Origin of the sequence: Prevotella sp. AM23-5 (assembly GCF_003473645.1) — a bacterium.
In the GTDB taxonomy this organism is placed as follows: Bacteria; Bacteroidota; Bacteroidia; order Bacteroidales; family Bacteroidaceae; genus Prevotella; species Prevotella copri_A.
Genome location: NZ_QUCG01000074.1, coordinates 1 through 16,321 on the forward strand (window position 1 = coordinate 1; position 16,321 = coordinate 16,321).

23 protein-coding genes and 1 tRNA gene are annotated in these 16,321 nt (G+C 42.5%); 6 read left to right on the forward strand and 18 right to left on the reverse strand.

Translation table 11 applies throughout. The features are described 5' to 3' along the window. Positions 1-308 precede the first annotated feature (308 nt). The 17 genes from DW657_RS14300 to DW657_RS14375 all read right to left on the reverse strand — a co-directional run bounded on the left by DW657_RS14300 (position 309) and on the right by DW657_RS14375 (position 10,037). Positions 309-584 carry a hypothetical protein gene (locus DW657_RS14300; protein WP_118313138.1) on the reverse strand — a complete coding sequence of 92 codons (276 nt, stop codon included), beginning with the start codon at positions 582-584 and terminating at the stop codon, positions 309-311. Between the two features lie 5 nt (positions 585-589). Beyond that, on the reverse strand, positions 590-772 hold the full coding sequence (locus DW657_RS14305; protein ID WP_118313139.1) for a hypothetical protein: 183 nt from the start codon (positions 770-772) through the stop codon (positions 590-592). 177 nt (positions 773-949) lie between these two features. Further along, positions 950-1,558 (reverse strand): hypothetical protein, encoded by a 609-nt coding sequence (locus tag DW657_RS14310; RefSeq protein WP_118313140.1) that lies wholly within the window; start codon positions 1,556-1,558, stop codon positions 950-952. A gap of 10 nt (positions 1,559-1,568) precedes the next feature. Then, positions 1,569-1,784: a hypothetical protein gene (locus DW657_RS14315; protein ID WP_117663230.1), complete on the reverse strand. Its 216-nt coding sequence runs from the start codon at positions 1,782-1,784 to the stop codon at positions 1,569-1,571. Further along, positions 1,744-1,998 carry a hypothetical protein gene (locus DW657_RS17590; RefSeq protein ID WP_147381963.1) on the reverse strand — a complete coding sequence of 85 codons (255 nt, stop codon included), beginning with the start codon at positions 1,996-1,998 and terminating at the stop codon, positions 1,744-1,746. Before DW657_RS17590 ends, DW657_RS14315 begins: the two co-directional genes overlap by 41 nt. Before the next feature lie 3 nt (positions 1,999-2,001). Beyond that, positions 2,002-2,289: a hypothetical protein gene (locus DW657_RS14320; protein WP_147327892.1), complete on the reverse strand. Its 288-nt coding sequence runs from the start codon at positions 2,287-2,289 to the stop codon at positions 2,002-2,004. 431 nt (positions 2,290-2,720) lie between these two features. Continuing rightward, on the reverse strand, positions 2,721-3,539 hold the full coding sequence (locus DW657_RS14325; RefSeq protein WP_158577390.1) for a DNA cytosine methyltransferase: 819 nt from the start codon (positions 3,537-3,539) through the stop codon (positions 2,721-2,723). Beyond that, positions 3,493-4,029 carry a hypothetical protein gene (locus DW657_RS14330; RefSeq protein ID WP_118313142.1) on the reverse strand — a complete coding sequence of 179 codons (537 nt, stop codon included), beginning with the start codon at positions 4,027-4,029 and terminating at the stop codon, positions 3,493-3,495. Before DW657_RS14330 ends, DW657_RS14325 begins: the two co-directional genes overlap by 47 nt. Next, positions 4,026-4,445, reverse strand: coding sequence for a VRR-NUC domain-containing protein (locus tag DW657_RS14335; RefSeq protein ID WP_117663240.1), 420 nt, complete (start codon positions 4,443-4,445; stop codon positions 4,026-4,028). Before DW657_RS14335 ends, DW657_RS14330 begins: the two co-directional genes overlap by 4 nt. Beyond that, positions 4,445-5,200, reverse strand: a complete 756-nt coding sequence (locus DW657_RS14340; RefSeq protein WP_118313143.1) for a hypothetical protein — start codon at positions 5,198-5,200, stop codon at positions 4,445-4,447. Before DW657_RS14340 ends, DW657_RS14335 begins: the two co-directional genes overlap by 1 nt. 1 nt (position 5,201) lies before the next feature. Continuing rightward, positions 5,202-5,639: a DUF1367 family protein gene (locus DW657_RS14345; protein ID WP_118313144.1), complete on the reverse strand. Its 438-nt coding sequence runs from the start codon at positions 5,637-5,639 to the stop codon at positions 5,202-5,204. A 22-nt stretch (positions 5,640-5,661) separates the two neighbouring features. Next, a complete protein-coding gene (locus DW657_RS14350) occupies positions 5,662-6,171 on the reverse strand; it encodes a DUF3127 domain-containing protein (RefSeq protein WP_118313145.1) in 510 nt (169 codons plus the stop codon). 8 nt (positions 6,172-6,179) lie between these two features. Further along, positions 6,180-7,094 (reverse strand): hypothetical protein, encoded by a 915-nt coding sequence (locus DW657_RS14355; protein WP_118313146.1) that lies wholly within the window; start codon positions 7,092-7,094, stop codon positions 6,180-6,182. Further along, positions 7,091-7,717 carry an ERF family protein gene (locus DW657_RS14360; RefSeq protein WP_118313147.1) on the reverse strand — a complete coding sequence of 209 codons (627 nt, stop codon included), beginning with the start codon at positions 7,715-7,717 and terminating at the stop codon, positions 7,091-7,093. The genes DW657_RS14355 and DW657_RS14360 overlap by 4 nt, the downstream gene beginning before the upstream one ends. Positions 7,718-8,461: 744 nt before the next feature. After that, a tRNA-Trp gene (locus DW657_RS14365) sits at positions 8,462-8,536 on the reverse strand. 291 nt (positions 8,537-8,827) lie between these two features. Further along, positions 8,828-9,145 (reverse strand): helix-turn-helix domain-containing protein, encoded by a 318-nt coding sequence (locus DW657_RS14370; protein WP_117663252.1) that lies wholly within the window; start codon positions 9,143-9,145, stop codon positions 8,828-8,830. A 1-nt stretch (position 9,146) separates the two neighbouring features. After that, on the reverse strand, positions 9,147-10,037 hold the full coding sequence (locus DW657_RS14375) for a phage regulatory protein/antirepressor Ant (RefSeq protein WP_118313148.1): 891 nt from the start codon (positions 10,035-10,037) through the stop codon (positions 9,147-9,149). 392 nt (positions 10,038-10,429) lie between these two features. Here DW657_RS14375 and DW657_RS14385 point away from each other — a divergent pair, with 392 nt between their 5' ends. Genes DW657_RS14385 through DW657_RS14405 form a run of 5 tightly spaced genes read left to right on the forward strand, consistent with a single transcriptional unit; the run spans position 10,430 to position 12,855 of the window. After that, positions 10,430-10,828: a helix-turn-helix transcriptional regulator gene (locus tag DW657_RS14385; protein ID WP_118313150.1), complete on the forward strand. Its 399-nt coding sequence runs from the start codon at positions 10,430-10,432 to the stop codon at positions 10,826-10,828. Between the two features lie 19 nt (positions 10,829-10,847). Continuing rightward, positions 10,848-11,363 carry a hypothetical protein gene (locus DW657_RS14390; RefSeq protein WP_118313151.1) on the forward strand — a complete coding sequence of 172 codons (516 nt, stop codon included), beginning with the start codon at positions 10,848-10,850 and terminating at the stop codon, positions 11,361-11,363. Beyond that, positions 11,360-11,893 (forward strand): hypothetical protein, encoded by a 534-nt coding sequence (locus DW657_RS14395; RefSeq protein ID WP_118313152.1) that lies wholly within the window; start codon positions 11,360-11,362, stop codon positions 11,891-11,893. Before DW657_RS14390 ends, DW657_RS14395 begins: the two co-directional genes overlap by 4 nt. 17 nt (positions 11,894-11,910) lie before the next feature. Continuing rightward, entirely contained in the window at positions 11,911-12,387 is a 477-nt protein-coding gene (locus DW657_RS14400; protein WP_118313153.1) for a hypothetical protein, read from the forward strand. A 54-nt stretch (positions 12,388-12,441) separates the two neighbouring features. Further along, positions 12,442-12,855, forward strand: coding sequence for a hypothetical protein (locus DW657_RS14405; RefSeq protein WP_118313154.1), 414 nt, complete (start codon positions 12,442-12,444; stop codon positions 12,853-12,855). Positions 12,856-13,134: 279 nt separating this feature from the next. Here the strand turns inward: DW657_RS14405 and DW657_RS14410 are convergent, their stop codons facing one another. Beyond that, the gene (locus DW657_RS14410) at positions 13,135-14,283 is read right to left on the reverse strand and encodes a site-specific integrase (RefSeq protein WP_118313155.1); all 1,149 of its coding nucleotides are present in this window, start codon (positions 14,281-14,283) and stop codon (positions 13,135-13,137) included. Between the two features lie 451 nt (positions 14,284-14,734). Between DW657_RS14410 and DW657_RS14415 the strand changes: the two genes are divergently transcribed. Next, positions 14,735-16,318: an ATP-binding protein gene (locus DW657_RS14415; RefSeq protein ID WP_118313156.1), complete on the forward strand. Its 1,584-nt coding sequence runs from the start codon at positions 14,735-14,737 to the stop codon at positions 16,316-16,318. The last annotated feature ends 3 nt before the right edge of the window (positions 16,319-16,321 follow it).

Consider the following 16,321-nt stretch of genomic DNA (forward strand, 5'->3'; position numbering starts at 1 on the left):
TGAAACCTTCCATCCATTCTTCTCCAAAATTGCGGGCACAAGATTAATCGGAACAACATCCTTAACCCAAGCACAGCAGTCACCAGAGAGATAGCCCTTCTCTCCAAATTCCGCACCTTCGATGTTCTCTAAGCAGACAACACCTGTCAGAACGTTCCATCGTCCAACCTCAAAGTCTTTGATGGGTCTGATGATGTTACTCGGTAAACAACATTCTTAGAGGTGCCTAAAGGTACTCCATTAGTCATTACCAAATCTCCTTGAATATATTCTAACATATTTATACGCTTTACTTTTTTAATAAATAGTTAAATACACCATCCGCAACTACCTACGCATAGTTTGCATTCCAATTCGTTGCAGATGTTATAATATTCTTTTTCTGTTAAATTGTATTCATCTAACACTTCCTTTGTTGGAGGCTTTGGGTCAAAGTGCATATCTGCGCACGCATAAGGCTCTGCGTCTTCATGATGATGGTCATATGTATCACCAAAATCATTTTGTTCAGCACTTTTTCCATTGATAGTGAATACCTCTGTACGGCAAGGTAATGAATGACACGTTTTTATCTTTAATTCCATACGCTTTACTCCTTTACTTCTTTAAAGATTACATTCTTATTATCCTTACGTAGTTTAGGACCGAATGGGTATTTTCTCCAAACTTCACAAGCACTATTGCCAAAAAAGAAACAACCATAGCAAGTTTCTTCCTCGGTTTCAGTAATCTCCAAGACGACTCTTTCTCCAACTTTAAGCTCTTCCATCATCAAAATGCAATTCTAAAATCCTTACCTTTCAAAGTAGGTCTCTTTTGGAAGACGAACTTCTCTAAATCTTCAAAGTCTATCGGGAAGAGCGCACAATATTTATACTTTAATGTGCAGATGAATTTTCCGTTGAGCATAATATCAAATACAAATATTTTCATTGCTCACCCCCCCCTCCTAGTATTTATATCCGTGAAGATACGGACGAGTTTCGTTATACTTCATTTTCAGCTTGATCTGCTCTTTCAGGTCGATTCTGTTGTTATGGGCAATCGCAAAGATGTCCATCAGAAGCTCCTGAAGGTATTTGGCGAGATACCAGCTTGGAGAACTATCCAAGTCCAAGACTCCCATTTTTTCGATGATGCGGTATAAGTCTCCGGCTAAATCCCATCCGAAGATATAACTTGCCAGCTTGTACTCACCTATGAGGTCTTCATCTTCTGATAGCTCGATATTGTCTCCTTCCATGATCCAACCCAAGAGTGAGAGGATGCGAATGGCGATGTCGGCAAACTCAGACTCTACCGTACCTTCCAGCGTGTTCTTGTAGGCGGTAGGCATATCCCTGCCCATTTCAATCTCGCTCTCGTAGTCTTCGATGGAGCCGTGTCTGCCTTTTCTGTCGGCTTGCAACACCTCGCTCATTTCCACGATGATGAACATCAAAAGATATGCTGTATTAACATCCTTTGGGTAGAAGCCCTTATTCTTGGCAGACTCGTAAGCTTGCTTAGATAATACTTCCAGTTCCTCCTTTAAAATGATTTTTAATTCTTTTTCCATATTGATTTGATTATTGTTTTCTGATAGTGAATGCCATATCATTGAGGGTCTTGCACCAGTTTATCCTGCCTTCTCTGACTAACTCATTGAGGGATTGATAAGGCTTGTGGAATCCCCGATTGATAATCTCTGTGGTTCTGACGTGAGGAGGCACGATGTGAGCGGCTTCTCTCTTGTCTTGAATCTCAGCGATGATGGCTAGGATTTGTTCTTTCTCTGTCTTCATTTGGTGAAGGTAAGAATGAGACGTGGGTTACTTCGGACTGGAACATTAATTGTTCCCACATTCCGTTCAAGTCTTGTTGATACCACAAGCCATCGTACATCGTTCCGATGATTGGATTTCCTTTGTACCAGAGTACCATGGTCTTGTTGGTAAAGAGGGCTTTGTGCGCCTTACTGATGCGCTTGCCTACCTTAATATATCCGAAAATATCCATAAGCTAGAAGAGTGATAGCTGACCCGTCTTGTCGTGGTAGTGATTACCCGAAGGGAAAATCAGCTCCTCGAACATAGCGGTCAGGCAGTTGGTGACTATTGAGTTTCCTGCGAGGGCATAGAGCTTGCTCTTGCAGATGATGCTGGCTCCCGACTTCTCCTTGCTCAGGAGCTTGTCTATGTCGGCTTCGTGTACACCCATCAGCCGGAAGCAGTCTCTAGGAGTGTACTTCCTGATTTGGATTGAGTATTTCTTGCCGTTGGGAGCCGTATGAATGATTTGTTTGTTCATAACTGTAACAAATGTCATGTTTGATTTATCTATGGTTGTCTTGATGGTGGGGCTGATGCCTTTGAGAACCATCTGGTTGTAGAGATCTAAGATTTATCCACCCATATCAGGCTTCACCTTCCCCGAAAGGAGCAGGGATTTCATTCGCTTTCCTCCTGTTATCATACTCGATTGATGATTAAGAATAGTGGAATATTGTTTCCTCCGTTTCCCATTACAGAATTGAGAGTAGGGGAGATTCCTTTAACGGAATAAACACGATTCTGTTGCTCAAATCTCTCAGGTCTGTTAAGACTTACCAGCTTTATAATTTTGTCGCACATTATAATTTCTTGATGATTAAGACTCCACCCTTTGGATAATGACCAGTATCTAGCATATTCATTACGCTGGTCTTTGAAAAACTGGAGGTGACAGCAACAGAGCAACCATCAGCCGTTTTGGGTATTGAAATCTTCGGGGTAGAGCTTTTGGATGGATTCATTGATGTCTGCTTTGGTGAGATACTTTTCTAGAAGGGGCTGGGAGAGGTAATACTCAGGAGATACATCATCTTCCAAGATGTCCTCAACCGTTGTCTCCAGCTTGATAGGAGAGGGGAAGTGATACTCTGGGTTCGGATCATCCTCGGTGCGGAGGATGGAAATGACAAAGATGCGCTCACGATTCTGTGGGATTCCGTAATCTTTGGCATTCAGAACCTTGTAGAAGGAAGTATAGCCATAGGAGTCGAGGTCTCGGATATACTGGAAGAAGTACTTTCTCATTGACTTTGAGAGAAGACCTTTTACGTTTTCTAGCATCACATACTTAGGATGCTTGACTTCTAACATTCTCCTTTCTTGGAAAATCAGGGAAGAACGTGTACCGCTACCTTCTTCTGCTCCCTTGCGAAGTCCTGCATTGGAGAAGTCTTGGCAGGGAGAAGACCAGGATATGAAATCAAAGTCGGGAACCTCATTCCAGTCTATCCTCGTCACGTCACCATAGTTAGTGATGTCTCTTCCGTGCAGGAGTCCATAAGCTTGGATGGCAGATGATTCTATCTCGGAATATCCCACTACCTTGAAGTCGAACTCAGGGTGCTTCTCTTTGAGGTACTTGAAGGCTAGACTCTGACTGCCATAGCCAGCGAAGGCTTCAAAAATTCTGAGCGGATGCTGCTTGTTGTATTTGCTGATTTGTATCATAGAGTTGATGATGTTATGGATTCCATTGGATGCCCAAGCGTTCCAAGGTTCCGTTGTCACGATATATCTCCAACTGCTTACGGCAGAAGCTTTGAGGATTGTTGTGAAGAACCTGTATCATACCATAGATACGCTGGCGAAGAGCGTGGTTCTTGGCATCTTCCGTGTTCTGTTCCTGCTCTACCTTTGTCTTGGCGATAAGCTGACTGATTTCAGATGCAGACTCATTGGTTGAAACTGGCGGTGGAGTGCCACCGATGATTTCGTCTTCCCAAGATCTCTGGTTGAGGAAGGTCTGAAAGTTCTTGCGATACTGCTTATCCGGCTGGGAGATAACATAGAGTGGGATATACTCTATAGCTGCCTTGCGGTCTTTCTGACTCATTGAGTTCCACTTCTTTTCCAGCTTCTCCTTGCAGCCAACCTTCTTCTGATATAAATCCCAAGCTCTCGCAAAGGTATATTCATCTTTGACTTGCTTGGGTGGTGGGGTTACCTTGTAGCCGTTCTCCTCTAGGAGCAGGATGGCTTGTTTGATTTCGTCTGTCATAGTTCACCATTAAGATAATTGTCGATTGCTTTCATAAATTCATCTATAGAGCGGACGATGATGTACTTGCCACCATGTCGTTCTACTTCATGCTGGAATACCTTCTGTTCGGGTTCCTGCCTACCTTTCGGAGTCTTGTTTTCGATGCAGAGGAAACCATACTGAGAGGTGCTTTTCAGGAGGATCATATCTGATACTCCTGCCTTCATACCTTCTTCTTTCAGCCATGCGGCTTGTCGGGAGGTTCGCTTGCCACCATTAGGAACTGCAAAGAAGACCCCTTCGAGGTCAGGATGTACCCCACGGATATACCTGACCTCTGCGGCTTGCAAGTTGTGCTCATCATAGGATGAACGCTTGCGTATCTTCTTGCCTTCCTGCAATAGCTTTGCCTTGATTTCAGCGTAGCTTGCCATTACCAGTCGGTTGAGAAAAGGTCGTTGAGAGAATCTTCACCCATCAGGCGGATGGCTTCATCGGCAAGGTCTGCACTCTTGAAGTAAACATTTCCTTCATTTGTCTCAATGGTACATTGTGTACCATAACATATATACTTGCAAATACTCCACTTTTTACTATTGTCTCTGAAGTTCGGCTTCCATTCCTTGTTGAGATACTTGGCGATATTCTGCAACTTATTGAAAGCAGCCAAACGTTTTACCTGAGCCTCGCTGGTGCTGTTATTTATGTCGTTAAAGTTAACTCCATCTGGATAAAAATAGTTGATTTTTTTATTACCAAGCCAGTAAGTTTTCTTTTCCAAGAAAAGTTCCTTGCAAATATCTTCGTAAGTGATAGGCTTCTCCTGAGTCTCCTCATCAGGAGCAGGCTCACCATCCTGCTTCTTACGCACCATCAGCTTGCCTTCCTTATCGAAGAAGAACTCTAGGTTCTCAGGGATAGAGAACTCTACAGCCGTACCATTATTCGGGATATACAACTTAGATAAGGAAGCATTACCTTCGTTGATGTTCTGAATACCCTTATCTGTGATACCCTCTGTATGGATGGAAGGGGTGTTTTCGTCCTTCTCCTTCATCTTGTTGGCAATCATTTCTGCACCCTTGCCGAGGATTGCTCCGAAAAGCATCTGGGCGAATGGTGATAACTCTGGCTGGTTGTTGCGCTGACGATTACGTCTGTTGTTGCGCTTGTCGTTTCTACGTGTCATATTATGTATAATTTTTTAGAATGTTATTAAACTCGTCTTCTGATACACCATCGGCTACCATGATGGTAAGGATGGTGTCCAAGACCTTGGAATAAACTTCGTTGAAGGCTGGCTCATCCATCTTGGCGAATGAGATAGACTTGGCTCGCTCCAAGAACTTCTGTCCGTTCAGGTCGTAGAGTGGTTCGCTGAATCCTGATGTTATTAGGAGTTGTTCACGGAATGTCTCTACCGAACGGAGATTGATGCGCTGCTGCTCGGTGAGACAATCCCAAGCAGCTCGGATCAGGGAGAAGAACTTGCGGTGGAACTTCACGTTGCGTGGGCGGACGATGTTCGCCTTGACAACAGAGCCAACCTTAATCTTTCTCAACTGCTCATAGTCCTCGTCTGCATAAGCTTGAAGACCAAGAGAAGTACGCACAAGATGGATTTCCATAACCTTTGTTTTTGAATATCAACTAATTGTTGGCTGGGAATGGGAGATTACCCTGCTGACCACCATATTGAGCTTGCTGCTGAATAGGCTGACCATTGGCATCAACCTGAGGGGGAAAGTTCTGCATCTGCTGCTGGATAGGAGCTGGCTGCGGAGGATTCTGCTGGAATCCCTGCTGAGCACCCTGCTGGTAGTTCTGCCCTACCTGACTAGCGTACACCTGCCCCTGCTGCATCTGCTGAGGCTGGGCGGTTGGTCGCTGCACCTTCCAGCAATCCAACTGATTGAACCATCGTCCGTCCTTAGACTGATGCGCCTTCAATCCGATGTGAGCGGTGATGATCTCACCAACTTGGATATTGAACTGCTGCAGCTTGTCGGAGCCATAGACCTGTATCACGGCTCGGGCAGGGTACTGCTGATTCAACTCCTCGATAACATATTCACACGAACTCCATTGAGTTCCGTTTTGGCTTGTTCCTGATTGGACTTGCCCTGCTGCAATAATCTTGCCTGTAAATGTTACGTTCATATCTATACTTAATTAAGTTTGATTCTGATGGATGGCTTTGTGGTAGTATCTTTCAGATAGTACTCGTAGTGTTCCGGCTCGGTGTCCTTGAAGAGTTTCGTGTCGAAGGTCTTCTTGGTGGATGCTGCCACATAGGAGTAGGAGCCATATTGAGTCTTGATGGATTTCTGCTTGTTGGCTTCCATCATCTTCATCATCTTCTCCTTCAAGGCATCCTGCTCTATCTTCAAGGCATCAATCCTAGCTGTGACGAGTCGGTACTGCTGCTCGGTGCTAGAGAAGGCTTCCGGCACTTCCACCTCATACTTGTAGTCAGGATCATCCTCCAAGTATGCCTTGATAAGAGCATCAATCTTCTCTTCCGATACCCTAGGCAGCGGCTGGAATCGGCTCTGTCCGTTCTTGAACCACATACATACCAGTTCCTTCACCTTCAAGTCGGGATTCTGCTCCTCGAACCATCGTGCATAGATGGATAGCTGGAGAGATACGTTGTCGTAGTGCAGGGTGGAGGTGGTCTTGTAATCTACCAGATAGATGTTGCCATCGCTATCAGCGAAGACTCCATCAATGGCAGAAGCGAAGTTCTCGGAATCGGTAACGAGATACTCGGAATCAACGTGATGGAGACCGTAGGAGACCAGCATACTATTGAATGCCCGAATCTCTTCTGTCGGGTTCGGGTATATGTTGATGTCGGAATCGAAGACGGTACAGAACAGCTCGAAGGAGTTGTGAATCATACCTCCTCGTTCTGCAGCCTTCTTCAATACAGAATCAGGAATATCCTTGTAGGTGTCGGGGAATGCCTTTCTTACCAACGTTCCAGTGATACCTTTCAGTTGCTTCTTGCCAATGAAGTATTGGTGAGTCTCCTCTATGAAGGTGATCTTCGGCTTATTCAGCTTGATGTTCTGTGTCATAGCCCTAACTCCTTTCTCTTAGCGGATAAGGCTTGCATAAACTGAGGGTTGCTGTTGAGCGGCATATAAGTGCACATCACCCATTTGATGTTGTCTCTGTTCACACATCGCTTCACCATTTCCAAAGCTTCGGCTAGGTTGTCTGGATGATACTGAGGTTGCGCTGACTGGGCGGTTGCCTGAGATTGCTGCTGAGTCTGTGCAGTCTGCTGCGCTGCCTGATGATGAGCGTTATCCTGCTGACCAGTATTGGTGGTATCAGAATCAGCGTTATCATCAATGGCAAACAGACCATTGAGCGCATATTTTCGGGCATAGGATGAGGATGCACCAGTAATCTGACTTCCGTCCATACCTTTCTTGGTTTCCTCTTCTCTAGCCCAACCAGTGGTTGTTTCACACTCGCCTTTCTCGTTCTTGATGGTAGCAGTTGCCTTCACGTAGATGCGGTTGCCTATCAAGACAACATCATCGGTGATGGTGAGCGTACATTTCTGCTTGGCGAGTAAAGGCTTGACAGCTTCTAGGATGTCTTCTGCCTTGCGGTACTTGTAGCCACCGAATTTGTTGAACTGACTCTTCGGTGCTTTCAGTTCCGATTGAATCGTAATAAGCTCTTTCATGTCCTTATTATATTAATAGTTATTGATACTTCCATTCATAGCCCTTACATCTGTAAGTGCCATCCGATTTCTTATTCGGGTTGTCACATATCTGTTCAAACAAGCAGTCGTGGCAGCTTTTCGGTTTGAATAACATATCTTGTTTATTTAAAATGTTCTACAATAAAAATCCCCTCGATTCTCACGAACAGAGGGGATAGGTTGAAATATACAACTTTAACGAGTTATTAAATGCAGTCGCTACTGCGATAGTCGTAAATGATACATAATTTTTATATGGTTTGAAAATGTGTCTATCAAAAAGGAGGGGTGGGAGTAATAAAGCACCCCTCCGAGGAGCGACATCAGAATATAATTGCCGGATGGTGATAGTCGCTCCAAGTTCCCTTCTGCATTTGTGGAGGCTTAGGACTCCCAGCACTCGTAATCGCATACATTGTATTAGTATGGAAATATTAATATTTTATCTATGACAAAGTCGTGCTGGCTGCATTAGAACCATTGTAGTTGTGCGCTTCTACCTATTGATGCTACCTTATTATATATAAGGGTCACGGCATCAGGTCTGCATCTTCACAAGTGAACTCCAAGCGTTCCAAATTCCACACCAGTATGTGTATGTATTAGCTTGCCACTTCCACGTCTAAGCATCATCTGTGGTTAATGATGCTCCTTTTGGGTACGTGTACCTCTCTAGGAAGGTTTATCCTATCCGATATGACTCCTCGGAATCGGGCGATATTGGGCATAGGGTAGGAATCGAACCTACGACCTTGAAGGTGATGGAGCCTCCTGCTCTACCATCTGAGCTACCTATGCCGATTCAAACAAATACTAACTAAAAACAATCTTGAACCTACACAACAGTTGTGGAGCTGGGAATAGCAAATTCCAAAAAATCCTTGCGAATCAGACTTTTGTCCTTATTTTGAGATAAATAAAACGAAAATTTTAAACTAATTAATATCAAACAATTTTTTATGCCGGATTCAGCTCCATATATATCTACTCGTTCACTTCCTTGAAGTAAGAGTGGATTTCCTTAACTACTATAGCGAATGTGGCGATACTTGCCACCAACATAACATTTGCGAACATATCTTTTCTGTTTTAATGGGTTATACAATAGGCTTCCACCTCAGAATCTATCTCCGACTGGGGCTTCACCCTGTTCTGCAGCATCCAATCCTCTAGGTCACTCTTCTTGAAATACAAGGCTCGCTGGTTGGGCTTGTAGATAGGGATGGTATGCTCTGCCACCATCTTTCTGAGTGTTCTGATGGTTACTCCCAGTACTATGGATGCTTCATCAATGTTGAGCACATTCTTGGTTCCGATGAGAATATACTTCTCTATTCGGGCAAGTGTCTCTCCAAGACTACTCTTATTCGTCTCTTCAATATCACTTTTTATCGTTTCATCTTTCATATCACTCGAAGTTAATGGTTTGCTGACTGGCACCAGATGTCTTGGAAGGCTCTCTTCCACCAGTGCCCTTATCTCTGGGAGTGTTCTCCTGCTCTATCAAGGGGAGAATGCCCTTTCCTTTGAGTGCTTCATAAAGGAAGAGTCTTCCCTTCGTTGTCCACTCCGTATTGTACTTCACATCGTGCCTACCATCCCTGCGGATGATGTCCACCGCTCTGCTATGAACATAGCCACCTTTCAGGAACTGAGCGTACAATATCCACTGACCTCTCTCCTTGTGCTGGATTCTCATAGATTCCAACTCCTTGTTCATAGCGATAGCACTCATACCGTAGTCTTGCGCTATCTGGGTGATGGTCATAGTTGCGTTGCTCTGCAGGATTCTGTCGTAGTAGCTCACCTTCGGCAGCATTTCAGTAATCTTGTTGCCCAGCTCCACGTTTGCCTTGCTGATAGTGATGATCGTCTCATCTTTCTGCTTGTTCTCCAGAGCAAGCTGCTGCTTCTCTTTCTCTGCCTTGACCAGAGATTCCAAAGCTTCGAGATAGTTCTGAGGAACGGATGGCTTGGATTGCTCTATCTGTTTCTTCATAGCGTTGAAGGCTTCGATGTATTTCAGTTTGAACTCCATCGCCTTCTTGCCGTTGAATCCCATCGCAAGCAGGGTGAAACCATCTTGGTTCATAACGAACATAGGCTGCTCTTTATTCTGCTCATTCAGATAGGTTGATTCTGAGAACATTTGGCGGACGGCTGAATTTTGAGCCGTCCCTTCTATCAACTTTCTGATAGATTGTATAACGTTCTTATGCTCTTTTTCAAAGACCTCAGCAACCAGTTTGCTATTTGTTAGAGGTTGGTTGCTTTCACCTCTGTAAACTAGATCGTTCATATTCACCTCCTTCTTTTATATTAGTTCAACACTGGCTTTTCGCTTTCGACACCTCCGAAGTTGTCTAGAGCATCCTGCCGGATTGCATCAGCTCGCCTATTCATTGTCTTATATGCTAACGCATTATACAAAGTTGTTTGCGAGCACTGATACTTCTTTTTAAGTTCTTCCCGATTTTTTATAGAAACCGAGATGATTTTTTGCATTTTTACTTGCATATTTCATTTCTTTTGTTTATTTTTGCCACCGAAAACGAATAAGGAACGTTTTGGAATCGTTTCTGCATTGTTTTCGAGTGCAAAGATAAGCAAATCCGCATAAACGACCAAATAAATTTGGGAAAAAGTTATCCCGATTTGCATAGTTTAAGTATGGTTTAAAAATGTGAAATTATGGAAACAACTGTGTATCAAAGAATTAAGCAATATCTTGATGATAATCAGATTTCATTAAATGGCTTGGCTAAGACTCTGAATATGAATCAATCCACTGTTCTGAGACAAGTTAAGGGTGAGCAAACCTTGTCTTCTACCTTGGTAGAGAACTTCCTGAATGCTTATCCTGATGTTTCTGCTGAGTGGCTGATGCGTGGAGAAGGTACAAGTGTATTATGCAAAACCGCTGAATCTGTAGCGGAAAAGACTAAGCTTGATTATGCAGCAGAGACTCTACATTATAATGATGCCGTATCTGATTCTGTTTGGCAAGCTAAATATGAGGAGTTGGAGAAACGCTACGACCAGTTACTATCTATCTTGGGTGGTGGCATGAGAAAAGCAAATGTAGGATAATTAAAATGTGGCGAGCAAAATGAATTTATTAAGATGGATTGGTGTTATCCCTGCTTCTATAGTAGGAATGTATGTGTGTTATTTGTTTTCCATGTTGGCTGGTTATTTGAACTTTGGATGGGGAGTAACCATTAATGGAGAAACGATTAATGTAGTCGGTGCTATGGTTTCGATATTGGCGAATGGATTTGCTGGATATGGATTTGTTTATTGTGGTGCTTACGTTGCTCCAAGATATAAAGGTGTCACGGCATTATTACTGATGATTGTTCTTGTGATTGGTGTGATATTGGGAATTTACCAAGATTTCACTTTAGGGAGAGCAACTATATTGGAGACTATTAAGTTGCTGGTAAATCCTATTGGTTCATACATTGCTTTTGAGTCAATTAGAGAAGATGTTATAGCAAACATAAAAACACCTGAAAGACCAATGCAGGACTTCGGTGAAAGCAGGGAAGACTACATGAAAAGAGTGAATGAATATCGTGATAAAATGAAAGAGATAAAATCTCGTAAATGGTATAATGTATGAATGTGTTTTTATTAATTCTTCTGTTAATAGTACTTTCTGTTGTCGGCATCTATGTATTGATGGGATTGCAGGCTTTTATGCGGTGGTTATCTATGTTCTTTAAATATTTGGAGCGTGGGTATTTGGATATTTATAAGTTGTATCATAGTAATAAGTCTATAGAAGATAGAGACGATTGCAAATATTTATATATACGTTCATGTGGTGCAATAAATGAAGATTATAAAAAGGCTTTGGAAAATAAAAGTTGGATTCTCGCTAACTTGTTAGATTCTGCTAGCCTTTCTATGAGGTGTCACGATTTATATTATGCTAAAGCTTCACTAAAGTTTATAGAAGAAAGTAAAAGTCTATTTCAGAAAGAGACTTTTAATAAAAAAGAAAAGAAGATGTTGCAAAACAAATGGCATAGAACTTTGCATTATTGCTGGATGCTTGAAGAATGGAAAGATATAGATTTTATTGGAGATTGTATCTTTGATATGATTAAAGTCTCATATCGTGAAGTTCCTTTCGATAGATATTATTAATATTTTAATTATAAATTATGGAACAGAAAGTTAATGAAACAAAGAATGTAGAAGGACAGAAGTTCTCTACAGAGTGGTACGAAAAGCAGAATCCAACCAATAAGGGTGGTAATGAGTTGAATGGTTTTACGTCAGTTTTGTTGTGGCTATGCGCTGTCTGTCAGATTTTTCGCTCATTCATGGGGATTGCAACAGGCTTTATAATGATGGACTTGGATTCTAACGCTGGAACATTGAAGATTCTAGGTTGCATATTGAGTGTTTTGATCGCTGTAGCTATCATTTTGATTGTCAACAAGAAGAAGTATGGAATTTACGCCTTCTTTGCTATTGAAATCATCTATGTTATCCTAGGTGGTGTCATTGGTGGTGGAACTGCGTATGTTTTTGGACAATATGCTTTTGCTGCCTTATTCCAAACAATATTGTTGTCTATTCTTCTTTGTTTTAAAAAGAACGGAAGGACTGGTTGGAAGGTTATTTTTGGGAAGTAGTATGTTTTTATTTTCCCAACTAGGAAAAAATATTTTCCCAACTAGAAAAGTAAAATGGCAGAGGTAACTAACGAGCAGAAGTTGTATGTGCTGCTGGACAACATAAGAGACAAGTCAGACTATGAGCAGGAGATATGGAGCATCATCTATGATCACGTATCTCCTGATGATGCTTGGAAAGAGGGTGTTGCAGAATTGCTAGTGAAGAACGCATACCTTAACCGAGGGTATGCCTATGGTAATCAAGAATCTAGGGTGGTATATAGCCCAACTAAGGATGGCAGGAGACAGATACCAATCCTTTGGAATGGCAGTGCGTTGAAGAAAGAGCATGAGGAGGAAGTTGACAAATTCAAAGAAGAGTCAAAGTTTAGAAATAAACACGGAAATATAGCCGAGATTATTAAGCTAATCTTGGCAGCTTGTGTAGGTGCTTTGGTTGAAAAGATTATCGACTTGTTATTTTGAAAACAATTCGGCTATTATCATTCCAAGCAGAAAGCATACAACAAGCTCAAAAGGGTCTGTGTCTTTGAATATATTGAATATCTTCATAGATGCAAAGTTACGGTTTTCTCCTGAGAATCAGGAGGAAATTACAAAGTTTAACTATAATCTCCGCAAAGTTTGCAACAAACGCTGTAAACCTTGCAGAGACTAAGGGTTGGTGCGGAGTGGGGCTATGGTGGAGTATTGTGTTCTTTCTTTTCCTTACTCTTTTCCTTACTCTTTTCCTTACTCTTTTCCTTACTCCTTATCGAAGAACTTATCAATGAGTCCTACAGCTTCATCCTTCTTCTTGTCTATGATCTTGGCATATATCTCTGTTGTGGATATGCGAGAGTGCCCAAGCAGCTTGCTGGTGGTGTATATGTCTGCCCCAAGAGTGAGCATCATCGTGGCGAAGGTATGTCGAGCGGTATGGAAGGAGACGTTCTTGGTGATTCCACACGATTCAGCCCACTTCTTGATTTGCGCATTCAGGTTTGGGGCACATACCAGCTTATCGAATACCAGTTCTCCAGTTTGCTCCGGCAACCAGCTGACCGCTTCCTTTGATAGTGAATAGGTGATGATTCGCTGGGTCTTCTGCATTCTCTTGATCATTCTGTATCTGGAGTTGCTATCCTCATCGGTGTACTCTTCAATATCCTCCCATTTAAGCTGGCGGATGTCCGAGATGCGGAGACCAGTAAAGCAGGAGAACATGAAGGCTTGCTTGGTTGATTTGTCCTTCGGATCTGATGCAGCCATCTTCTTCAACTCAGATATATCAAGATATACCCTTTCGCTTTCGGGAGCCTTGATCTTGGTTCCAGTATCAATGAGGTCGATTGGATTTCTTGGGATAATCTCGTCACGTACAGCTTTCTTTAGCATAGTGTTGAACATGGCAAAGTACACCTTCTGAGTCATACCGCTTAAAGGCTGCTCGGTGAATTTTCCTTTGGCGGTTTTGAGGTAGGAGATAAACCCTTCGCAAAACTTCTTGTCTATAGCTGCCATCGTCACTTTATCTCCGGCATACTCACAGATATGTCTCTCCACATTGCTGATGGTCTTGATGTACTCCTCGCCTCTGGTGGTCTTGGCTTTGTAGTCTCGAAAAGTCTTGATCCATTGAGAGAAGAGCATCTTCTTCGGCTCTTTCTTCACAATGATGCCGCTTCTGTTCTGGGTGAGTTCCACAATCTTCTTGGCTTGCATAGCTTCAATGATTCTTCTGGTCTCCTTGTTGGCGGCTATGGCTGCAGTCTTACCCCTGCCATTTTCAGGCAAGAGATAAAGCTTCGGGTACTCGTATTGTCTCTTGCCGTTGATGGTGTAGGCAAGATATAGGCTTGTCTTACCGCTGGGCATCTTTCTTTCCCTGATTTGCACGATTTCCTTTTTCATAAGCTCAATGTTTATTGTTGACGGTGCAAAGATAAGAAGAAAAAACGAAAGTACCAAATTATTTAGCACCAAATTAGCATCAAAGTTTATGTAAATATATGTATATTGTGTGTATAATATATGTGTATGATATGTTATTTTGAGTAAATGTAATGAATTGATAATCAGGTATTAAACTATACATTTACTAAACATATAGTTACATATAAAAGAGCTACATAATGTTTTTGTATTAAATGCTAAAGCCCATCCGGGAGGATGGGCTTTGCTCTTGTTAGTATGCTCGGCATGAACATTGTCTAATGGGAGCAAGTCCTTAGTAAGCCCTAATAGATGCTGCCATTTGCAAATAGAAATCTAACTTCTCTTAAAATTAAATGAAAAGTTTGGGCTTCTCGTTTTTTTTTCTTAACTTTGCCCTAAATTAGAAGAACTTAAAGCATATTGTAAGATGGCTGCATTGAAATTATACCCTGTGGGAATCCAAACTTTTGAGGAGATAATGAGGCGCAATCTTCTCTATATAGATAAGACGGAATACATTTATCGCATGACACATAGTGGCGGTAAGTATTTCTTCTTGAACCGACCACGCCGTTTCGGAAAGTCGTTGCTGGTTTCTACATTCCAAAGTTATTTCGAGGGTAAGAAGGATTTGTTTAAAGGACTTGCCATCGAAAAACTGGAGCAGGAGTGGACGGAATACCCTGTACTGCATTTTGATATGTCGGGTGGCAAGCATATGGAAAAGAAGGAGCTGGAAGAATATTTGGGCTATCAATTGGCTAAGAAAGAGGCTATGTATGGTATTACAACACCTCAGAATGGAGCAAATAATCGTCTGACCGATTTGATTCTGACTGCTTATCAAAAGACAGGCAAGCAAGTAGTCGTGCTCATCGATGAGTATGATGCTCCTTTGCTGGATGTAGTACACGAGGAAACTTCCTTGCAGGTTCTTCGCAATGTTATGCGCAATTTCTATAGTCCATTGAAAATGTGCGAGCCTTATCTCCGCTTTGTCTTCTTGACCGGTATCACCAAGTTCTCGCAGATGAGTATCTTTAGTGAGCTGAATAACATCTCAAATGTGAGCATGGATGAGGAGTATGCTGGAATTTGTGGTATAACCAAGGAAGAACTGGTGACCCAAATGTCGGCAGATGTTGATGCCCTGGGCGAGAAGTTGGGTAAGACAAGAGAGGAGACGCTTGCGGCTCTTAGAGAGTACTATGATGGTTATCATTTTGCTGATGTCTCGCCTGACGTATTTAATCCATTTAGCTTACTCAATGCCATGTCAAAAGGCAAATTAGATTACTATTGGTTTGCCTCAGGCACGCCAACTTACTTGATCAATATGCTCAACAAGTTCCAGGTGATGCCATCTGAAATTGGCGGTTGTGAGGCTGATAAGTCGGAGTTTGATGCTCCAACCGAGAAGATGACCACCATTATGCCGTTGCTCTATCAGAGTGGCTACATCACCATCAAGGGCTATGACCCAGAGACGGAACTCTATCTCTTGGACATTCCGAACAAGGAGATTCGGGTAGGCTTGTATCGTTGTCTTTTACCTTATTATATAGGTATGAATACGGTGAAGGGTACCACCACAATTGCCAAGATGTCTGCCGCCATCCGCCGCAACAACATCGATGGTGCTCTTGAAATGCTCCAGACTTATCTCGGCACGATTCCTTATTGCGACAATACGGATTATGAGGGGCATTATCAGCAGATGATGTATGTCATCTTCTCCATCCTCGACAATTATGTGGATGTGGAGGTTCACACGTCAAAGGGACGTGTCGATATGGTGCTCCGTACTGCCACCCATCTCTACCTCTTTGAGTTGAAACTAAACCAAAGTGCTGATGTGGCAATGAAACAGATAGACTTGAAGGAGTATGCGAAGCGTTTTGCCCTCTGCGGTCTGCCAATTGTGAAGGTGGGTATCAACTTTGATGTGGAGACGCATACCATCAAGGATTGGAAGATAGAAGATAAAAACCTTAATTCCGCAACACTATAATTT

Coding starts and splice junctions, on each gene's coding strand:
- DW657_RS14300 (WP_118313138.1), bottom strand. CDS start 584: ATGGAATTAAAGATAAAAACGTGTCATTCATTACCTTGCCGTACAGAG.
- DW657_RS14305 (WP_118313139.1), bottom strand. CDS start 772: ATGATGGAAGAGCTTAAAGTTGGAGAAAGAGTCGTCTTGGAGATTACT.
- DW657_RS14310 (WP_118313140.1), bottom strand. CDS start 1,558: ATGGAAAAAGAATTAAAAATCATTTTAAAGGAGGAACTGGAAGTATTA.
- DW657_RS14315 (WP_117663230.1), bottom strand. CDS start 1,784: ATGAAGACAGAGAAAGAACAAATCCTAGCCATCATCGCTGAGATTCAA.
- DW657_RS17590 (WP_147381963.1), bottom strand. CDS start 1,998: ATGGATATTTTCGGATATATTAAGGTAGGCAAGCGCATCAGTAAGGCG.
- DW657_RS14320 (WP_147327892.1), bottom strand. CDS start 2,289: ATGAACAAACAAATCATTCATACGGCTCCCAACGGCAAGAAATACTCA.
- DW657_RS14330 (WP_118313142.1), bottom strand. CDS start 4,029: ATGACAGACGAAATCAAACAAGCCATCCTGCTCCTAGAGGAGAACGGC.
- DW657_RS14335 (WP_117663240.1), bottom strand. CDS start 4,445: ATGGCAAGCTACGCTGAAATCAAGGCAAAGCTATTGCAGGAAGGCAAG.
- DW657_RS14340 (WP_118313143.1), bottom strand. CDS start 5,200: ATGACACGTAGAAACGACAAGCGCAACAACAGACGTAATCGTCAGCGC.
- DW657_RS14345 (WP_118313144.1), bottom strand. CDS start 5,639: ATGGAAATCCATCTTGTGCGTACTTCTCTTGGTCTTCAAGCTTATGCA.
- DW657_RS14350 (WP_118313145.1), bottom strand. CDS start 6,171: ATGAACGTAACATTTACAGGCAAGATTATTGCAGCAGGGCAAGTCCAA.
- DW657_RS14355 (WP_118313146.1), bottom strand. CDS start 7,094: ATGACACAGAACATCAAGCTGAATAAGCCGAAGATCACCTTCATAGAG.
- DW657_RS14360 (WP_118313147.1), bottom strand. CDS start 7,717: ATGAAAGAGCTTATTACGATTCAATCGGAACTGAAAGCACCGAAGAGT.
- DW657_RS14370 (WP_117663252.1), bottom strand. CDS start 9,145: ATGAAAGATGAAACGATAAAAAGTGATATTGAAGAGACGAATAAGAGT.
- DW657_RS14375 (WP_118313148.1), bottom strand. CDS start 10,037: ATGAACGATCTAGTTTACAGAGGTGAAAGCAACCAACCTCTAACAAAT.
- DW657_RS14385 (WP_118313150.1), top strand. CDS start 10,430: ATGGAAACAACTGTGTATCAAAGAATTAAGCAATATCTTGATGATAAT.
- DW657_RS14390 (WP_118313151.1), top strand. CDS start 10,848: ATGAATTTATTAAGATGGATTGGTGTTATCCCTGCTTCTATAGTAGGA.
- DW657_RS14395 (WP_118313152.1), top strand. CDS start 11,360: ATGAATGTGTTTTTATTAATTCTTCTGTTAATAGTACTTTCTGTTGTC.
- DW657_RS14400 (WP_118313153.1), top strand. CDS start 11,911: ATGGAACAGAAAGTTAATGAAACAAAGAATGTAGAAGGACAGAAGTTC.
- DW657_RS14405 (WP_118313154.1), top strand. CDS start 12,442: ATGGCAGAGGTAACTAACGAGCAGAAGTTGTATGTGCTGCTGGACAAC.
- DW657_RS14410 (WP_118313155.1), bottom strand. CDS start 14,283: ATGAAAAAGGAAATCGTGCAAATCAGGGAAAGAAAGATGCCCAGCGGT.
- DW657_RS14415 (WP_118313156.1), top strand. CDS start 14,735: ATGGCTGCATTGAAATTATACCCTGTGGGAATCCAAACTTTTGAGGAG.